Source organism: Mesorhizobium sp. M7D.F.Ca.US.004.03.1.1, from assembly GCF_003998635.1.
Lineage (GTDB): Bacteria > Pseudomonadota > Alphaproteobacteria > Rhizobiales > Rhizobiaceae > Mesorhizobium > Mesorhizobium loti.
In genome coordinates this window covers 1-7208 of record NZ_RZQG01000244.1, presented here as the reverse complement: position 1 = coordinate 7208, position 7208 = coordinate 1, and the positions used below count along the sequence as shown (strand labels likewise).

The 7208-nt window shown below is 62.3% G+C and carries 7 protein-coding genes; 1 reads left to right on the top strand and 6 read right to left on the bottom strand.

Features of this window, described 5'->3' with window-relative positions:
- The 3 genes from EN935_RS15720 to EN935_RS15705 all read right to left on the bottom strand — a co-directional run.
- On the bottom strand, nt 1-2713 hold a 2713-nt coding region (locus tag EN935_RS15720; protein WP_164771151.1), incomplete at its 3' end, for a PAS domain-containing protein.
- A 624-nt stretch (nt 2714-3337) separates the two neighbouring features.
- A complete protein-coding gene (locus EN935_RS15710) occupies nt 3338-3574 on the bottom strand; it encodes a hypothetical protein (RefSeq protein WP_109665088.1) in 237 nt (78 codons plus the stop codon).
- A gap of 119 nt (nt 3575-3693) precedes the next feature.
- A complete protein-coding gene (locus tag EN935_RS15705; RefSeq protein ID WP_127373430.1) occupies nt 3694-4623 on the bottom strand; it encodes a DUF2865 domain-containing protein in 930 nt (309 codons plus the stop codon).
- Between the two features lie 318 nt (nt 4624-4941).
- Between EN935_RS15705 and EN935_RS15700 the strand changes: the two genes are divergently transcribed.
- Nucleotides 4942-5157, top strand: a complete 216-nt coding sequence (locus EN935_RS15700) for a hypothetical protein (protein WP_109665080.1) — start codon at nt 4942-4944, stop codon at nt 5155-5157.
- 55 nt (nt 5158-5212) lie between these two features.
- Here the strand turns inward: EN935_RS15700 and EN935_RS15695 are convergent, their stop codons facing one another.
- From EN935_RS15695 to EN935_RS15685, 3 genes are all read right to left on the bottom strand, one after another.
- A complete protein-coding gene (locus tag EN935_RS15695; protein WP_127265568.1) occupies nt 5213-5581 on the bottom strand; it encodes a hypothetical protein in 369 nt (122 codons plus the stop codon).
- A 362-nt stretch (nt 5582-5943) separates the two neighbouring features.
- Entirely contained in the window at nt 5944-6798 is an 855-nt protein-coding gene (locus tag EN935_RS15690) for a glutathione S-transferase family protein (RefSeq protein ID WP_109665074.1), read from the bottom strand.
- A 22-nt stretch (nt 6799-6820) separates the two neighbouring features.
- Nucleotides 6821-7208: VOC family protein (locus tag EN935_RS15685; RefSeq protein WP_127373429.1), on the bottom strand; the 388-nt coding region annotated here is incomplete at its 5' end.

Genomic DNA, 7208 nt, shown 5'->3' with positions numbered 1-7208 from the left:
TTTCACCAGTGCGCAGCACCGCAAGGTCGCTGTCGACGAAGGCCTGGCCATCCGGCCCGAAGATCTCGATGTCGGTCTTGCCGGTAGCCTCTTCCTTGCTGAAGCCAGTGAGATCGCACCAGCCCTTGTTGACGTAGAACTGCCTGAGGTCGGAACGCTTGGCGTAGATCGACACCGGCACATTGTCGATCAGGCTGCGGAACACCTCGTTCTCGCGCATGCTTTCTTCCAGCGCGCGCTCGCGCGCCTTGACGTCGGTGATGTCGGTGCTGGAGCCGACCAGATGCACCGATCCGTCCAGCGCCACCAGGCGGCTCTTGCGCGTCATCAATTGCCTAACCGTGCCGTCGCGATGGGTGACGGGTTCCTCGACCTCCCTGACGGCACCGGTCACGGCGACTTGCGTGTCGTCATGGCTGTAGCTGTCGGCGTCCTGGGCACCGAACAGCTGGCGGTCGGTGCGGCCGATGACATCCTCCTTGGTCAAGCCTGTGATCGCGCACCAGGCCTTGTTGACGAATTCGATGCTCAGGTCCTGCGCCTTGATGAAGGCGGCCACCGGCAGTTCGTCCAGCACGTGGCGGAACAGGTCGATCTGGCGCATCGAGTCGCGCAACGCCGCCTCGCGGCTCTTTAAATCCGTGATGTCGACGCGCACGCCGATGAACGTGCCGTCATCGGTGCGCATGTCGTAGACCTGGTACCAGCGCCCATCGGCATTGAGGCGCTCGTAGGACGAATTTGGCAGACGGTAGCGCGCCAGCACGCCGTCCGACCAACGTTCGGTATCGACCTCGTAAAGCTTGTCGAGCTCGGTATCGCCACACGAGCGGAAATAGCCGACCGAATGGCCGAACTCCAATGCTTCGCGGAAGGTGCGGCCGGGCTGCCAGAACGGCTTTAGCGCCGGCAGCGTGTCCTGCAGCTTGCGGTTGGCGAAGACGAACTTATCGTCGCGGTCGTAGATGATGACGGCGGCCGGCAAGGATTCCAGCACGCTGGCGAGATGCTTGCGCGCATCTTCAGCTTCGGTCTCGCGGCGCTTCATGTCGGAAATGTCGAACAGGAAGCCGGCAACGTAGTTGCGGCCACTGGCCATGCCGACGCGGCTCTTCCTGACGATGCGCGAGCGGCTGGCGCCATCGGCCTCGAAGTTCTCTTCCACTTCGTAGGCGCGTCCCGTGGCAAGCACGTCCCGTTCGCTCTGTTCGAAAAGCGCGGCGTCGTTCGTTGTGAGGAAATCGCCTCCAGGCTTGCCGAGCATGGCTTGCGGCGTCTGGCCAAACAGAGCGGCGAACGCCTCGTTGACGAAGACGAAGCGCAGATGGTCGTCCTTGACGAAGATCGGATCCTTGACGGCATTGATCACCGCTTCCGCCAGTCGCGCTTTCTCCAGCGCCTCGGCAAGTTCGGCCTCGCGGTCTTTCATGTCGGTGACGTCGACATAGGAGATCAGACGCTTGCCGCCGGCCAACGGTGCCGTCGACGATATCAGCGTGCGGCCGTCATTGCGCGGGAACTGCCGCGATCCAGCGGTCCCGGCCCTGATTTCCGCTTCGCGCTCGGCCATGTGCTGCTGCCATGTCGCGTCGTCGGTGCCATATGGATCGACATCACGGCTGGCGCCCATAAGATCGCGGAAGCTGCAGCCGATCTCGGCGCGCCGGGCATCGATCTGCCAGAAATCGTAAAAGGCACGGTTGATGACTTCGGCGCGCATATCGGCATCGAGGACGAGGACACCGATCGGCATCTGGTCGACCATGGTGTGGAGATTGGCGAAGGTCTCGGCGATCTTGGCGTTGGCGCTCTCGATCTCGGCATCGCGGTTCTTGATCTCGGTGACCTCATAATAGGTCAACAGCCGCTTGCCGCCGGACAGCGCCGTCACCGAGAACATCATCGTCCGGCCGTCGGCATGGGGAAACTCGCGTGGCGCGACGGAGCCGGCGCGAATCTCCTCGATGCGGGTGGCGAGGTAGCGCTGCCATTGCTGTTCGTCGATGTCGCCATAGATGCCGTTACGGCGGTTAAGTTCCATCAACAGGCTGAACGGAGCGCCGACGGTGACAGCGCCGTCCGGGATCCTGGAGAGGTCGCGATAGGCCTTGTTGACGATCAGCGTGTCGAGCCTGGCGTCGAGGAGCACGACGCCCATGTGCATGGCGTCCATCGTCCGCTCGAGATCGACCAGATGCCGGTCGGGTTCGCCGACCGTCGACGGTCCCTGCCCCGGACTTTTGAAGGCGCTGGCCAGTGCCGTAACGTTGCGGCCGATGCCGCGATAGCCGGCAAATCTTCCCTCGCCGTCGAACCTTGGAAAGCCTGATGTCAAAACCCAGCGGCAATCGGCGCGGCCACCCTTGAGCTCATAGACGAAGTCGCGAAAAGGCCGGTGCGCCTGCAGATCCTCCAGATGCGCGGCGCCACTGCGGTCGCCGTTCAGGACCTGGTTGAGGAAATCGAAGCGGAACCGGCCAAGCACGTTTGCCGGATCGATGCCGGTGGCTGCCTGATAGTTTTGCGAAAGCCAGGAGAAGCGCAGCTCGGCGTCGGTCTCCCAGACCCAGTCCGAACCGGCTTCGACGAGTTGGCGAAGCGCATCGTTCGAATCCATGCAAGCGGCGGACGACGACGCATCATCGCCATGCGCTGTGGGTTTGCGAGGCCCGCGCTTGCCGCGCGCGCCAACTGTTTCATCCGCTTCCGCCATGCCGTCCCCACCCCGAAAACCAAGGCCGAACCCTCCTCCGCGGTTCGTCGGCGGAATGTGCCCGAGAAGCATTAACGATCCGCTAACCTTAACGCCCGGTTAGACATATCGGCCGACACGGCCTGCGTTGTTCCGCCCCGGTTGTCGGCGGGGTCGAAGCCGCTATATAAGCACCGGCAGGGGTATTGCTGATGCTTGGACGGATTGTGCCTTTTTTCATGGGGCTAGCGCTGCTTTTCGGCAGCGGCTGCTCGCGCAGTTATGACGGGACCGTCGTCATCCCGAGACCGCTCGATGTCCGGCGTTTCTGGGATCGTCCGCCAGCGAATGTCAACTATGGGCCATCCGAGGTCGAAAACGGCGCCTTTCCGGTAGCGCCGCAGCCGCCGAGGCGGTTTTCAGAGCGCCGGGTCATGACGCATGCCGCGCCGCCCAGACGGCACCAGACGAGGCTACCCGCGTCAGCGTCCCTGTCTGCCCCGGCAAAACCACTCACATGCAGGAACGTCAGCGAACCCGGCAAGAGGGCTCGCATGCTCTGCGACTAGAGCAGGATCCCTGGAAGGGGAACTGGTTTCGGATAAGAAGAAAACGATTGGCAAATAGCTTTCGGTGGGCCTGCGTTCACAGCGAGGCGGCGCCCTTTTTCGGCTCTTTCGCACCGAGCTTGTCGAGTGCAAGACGAACCTGGCGCAGATCGTCCTGCCAGCCATCATCGTCGCCCATCGGGCTCTCCGAGGCGGCCCGCTGAAGCCCGCGCGCCTCGGATTCAATCCCGCGGAGTTCAGCGATTTTCTGTTCGGCGGTCAGGGAGCCGTCTTCGACGATCTCCAGCACCCGCATTTCCCTGAACGTGGCCATGGCGTTTCTCCTGGCTGATGTCGATCACAACGCCGTGAGCGCCCCTCTGTTCCAGGCAGATTTCAGGATCCAGCCGGATCGCAACAGGCTTGCGGCAGCCGGTCATCCGCAAATGGTGCTCAGTCGGCAGGGAAGAAGGCCGGGCCGACCACACGCACCGCCCGCTTGCTGGCCTCGATCGACTGGTGCTGGGCGGCGCCCTGGGCTTCGGCATCGGGCACCGGAACGGCTGCAACGGTGCTAAGATCCGGGGTGCCAAGATCCGGCTTTACCGTCGGCAGCGGAATGATGGCGTTGCTCATGTCGGCGGGGGTCACCGTCCTGGCTCGCAGTTCGGTGACCCGCTGGTAGTAGCGCTTGACGTCGCATGCCTTGAAACTCGCGTCATCGCGGTATCTGAAGGCCGCCGGCAGCTCGGTATACGGCTTGCGCGTATCGAGCGCGACCATCTGGTCGGTTTCGAGGCTGGCGTCGCTCAACGTGTAGAGGTCGACGCTGGGATCATCACAGATGTAACGGCACTGATCGGCCGTCTCCTTCAGATCGCCGCTGGCCGCGAATTGCGACTTTGGCGCCGGGAAGAAATACCCGTCCGACAGGCGCACGCAAAACAGCATCGCATTGCCGCCGAGCGTGGCCCCCGCCGATTGGGTGCCGGGCGCGGCGCGCGCCGGCCGTTGCTTTGCAGAAGGCGCGCAGCCAAGCGCGACGAAGCGCGCCTGCAGGCCCGATGTGTCCCGGTCCGAATTCGCCGCGGCAGCGATCCGGCGCTGCACATCCGCGCGGCTCCTGGCAAGATCGGCGCAAGCGTTGAAGAGGCCACCGAGCGAACTTTTCGCCGAGCACTGTCGCTGTCTCTCGATAGTCTGGATGGCGGCAAGTTGCCGGCGCAGCTGGCCAAGCTCCGGGCTCGCCCCGCCGCTGCGGCCGGCCGAAAGCAACTGGCTTCTGATCGCGCCGCAGCTGTCCGCGTAGGACGAAAGCGTACCGAACAAAACCACCGCCAGCGATATCAGCACGATCATCATGAGAGGCCAGAAACGGATCATCGGGACGACTTGGTCCTTGTTGCAGAGAACCTGGAATTACAATCCTTGACTTCGGCAAGTTTCGGCTAAATAAGTAACACCTAATTTCTACAAGCTTTTCAACCTGAAGAGATTTTCGCCTGGTGTATTAAGTCGCCTCATGTAAATTGGATATTACATTTTTATTTCAAGATTGAGACGAACTCCAAAACAATGTGGCAAGCCCCACGATCGCCGAGAGCCACGGCGCAACGGGCCGGAGTCAATCCGGCGTTACCGCCATGTGCTTTTGAAACCTTTGCCCGGTCTCCGGCGTTGAATGGCCAAAGGAGAACGCAGATGTCGATCCACTTCACTGTCTCCGACCTGACAAGAAACCTGTTTCACTCGCTGGGGCTGGATCACGAGCGCGCACCAAGGCCTCTCAACCCCGAGCAAAGCCTGTTGCTGGAGTGCTATCTGGCCGGCCAGGTTCCGGAATCGGCCTGGAACGACTACGTCTTCGAGACGCCCGATCTTGCCCGGCACGCCAAGGCAAGGCGCAGTCACCACTGAGCCGTGCAGCACGGGCCAAGCGCATCTTGGCAATGCGGCTTGCGCCGCTCGTGAGCTACTTGGGAGAGGCAAATTGCAACGTGAACACGTTGCCGGCGATCCCTTGCGCCAGCTTCGCTGAGAAGGTCAGGGGCAGGCAATTCTGCAAGGCCGTAGTTGCGGCATCGACAAACGATTTTTTCGCCTTGGCATCGCCATCCACCTTGATGGCTGTCGGCCTCGGTGGGCCGATCAGCGTGCCGTCCCGCTTGAAGCTGAAGCTCAAGGTAACGCTGGCAGTTCCGGCATCCGCCGGCGGCGTCCAGCATGCCTGGATGGCAGCCCCGACATCGTTCATGGTGTTCAGTTCAGCCGCATCTGAAGTATGAATGGCGCTCGCCAGCATCACGCCCGCAACCGCAACCCGCCTCACAACGCTTTTCATCGCCAGCCCTCATCTCGCGCCTGACCGACAATCCATGCCGGACTGTCAAAATGGATGGTAGGGCCAACGCCGGCAATGACAATATCTCTCCGCAAAAGTTGACGCCAAAAAAGCGACAGCGGACGAGGCTTGCGTGGCCCGATCGCTGCTCGACCGCGCCCCGGCAATAGAGCAATTCCAGGAAAAGTATGAAACGGTTTTCCGTCCCGGAATTGCGTCAACAAAGAGATGGCGTGCGAAAGCAAAAAAGGCCGGCATTGCGCCGACCTTTCCTATCGCTACGACGTTCTGCGCCAGTACATCCGTGGTCGCGGGCCGAAAGCGAATTGCCTCCAGTAGACAGGGCTTTGGTTAACGAATCCTTAAGCTGAGGCCTTGGCCTGCGACTTCACATAGGCGATGTAGCCGCGCACGTCGCCGGCCGGCTCGCTATAGGCCTTGCCGAGCTTCTTCTCGACCGCTGCCACATAGTCTTTCGCCCATTTGGGCAGAGGATAGTCGATGACGGCCAGGAATTCGAGCGTCGCCGCCAGGCGAATATCGGCAATGGACGGGTTCTTGCCGCCGATGAACGGCTTGCCATCCCTGAAGAAGGAGTGAAAGACCTCCAGCGGCTCGGCGATCGCGGCCATCGCCGCCTTCTGGGCTTCGGACTTCCTGTCGGGGTGGGCGTCGCTGTGGCCGACCTCGCCGGCATATTGCGGAAAGCCGAGGAACGGATAGGTGGCGCGCGCCACATAGGGGTAGAGCGTACCGACCAGGTAGAACATGGCGCTGTCGATCATCGCCCGCTTGGCCGGCGCCTTGGGATAGAATTTCTCCAGCCCGTGCTTGTTGGAGAGGTATTGCATGATGGCGCAGCTTTCCCACAACACGCCTCTGGGAAGGCCCTTGTCCTCGATCATCGGCGTCAAATGGGCGGGGTTCCGCGCCATGAATTCCGGCGAACGGGTGTGGCCCCAGGCATCGGTCTCGGCGGTGTCCAGCCCGGCCGCGCGCGCGAACACCCGGACAGTCATGTTGTTGACGCTGGGCTTCAGCATGCTGAGCTTCACGGCCGGTTTCTTCGCCGGCTTCGCCTTGGCCTTGGGCGCGGCTTTTGCCGTCGCCTTCACGGCGGGCTTGGCGGCTGCCGGCTTTGCCGCAGCTTTCGCCGCCGGCTTGGCGGCTGCCTTGGCGGCTGTTTTCTTCGCACTCTTCGTCGCTGTCTTGGCCATCTTGTTCCTCCCTCTGGTTTGTTCAGTATGGGTTCTTCGCTGCCCGGTCGTCAGACAAGGTTGCGCGCGAACGCTCGACGAGCGCCTGGATCGCATCGGCCAGATGCACTTCCGCGATATTGTAGTCGCCGCGCGCGACCCGCAGCCTGTGTGCTTCCATCAGCACGTCGGCATGGGTGAAGCCCGCCGGCGGCTCGAAGCGGTAGGAGGCGAGCTCGATCAGCAGGCCGAGCGGATCCTCGAAATAAATCGAATCCATGAAGCCGCGATCCTTGACGTCGCTGTGCTTGATGCCGCGCTCGTCAAGCCGGGCGACCGCCTGCAGGAAGGTCACGCGCGACACCGAAAAGGCGATGTGGTGGACACAACCCGGATCGGTAGGCGTGCGCCGCTTCTCCGGCGTGCGACTC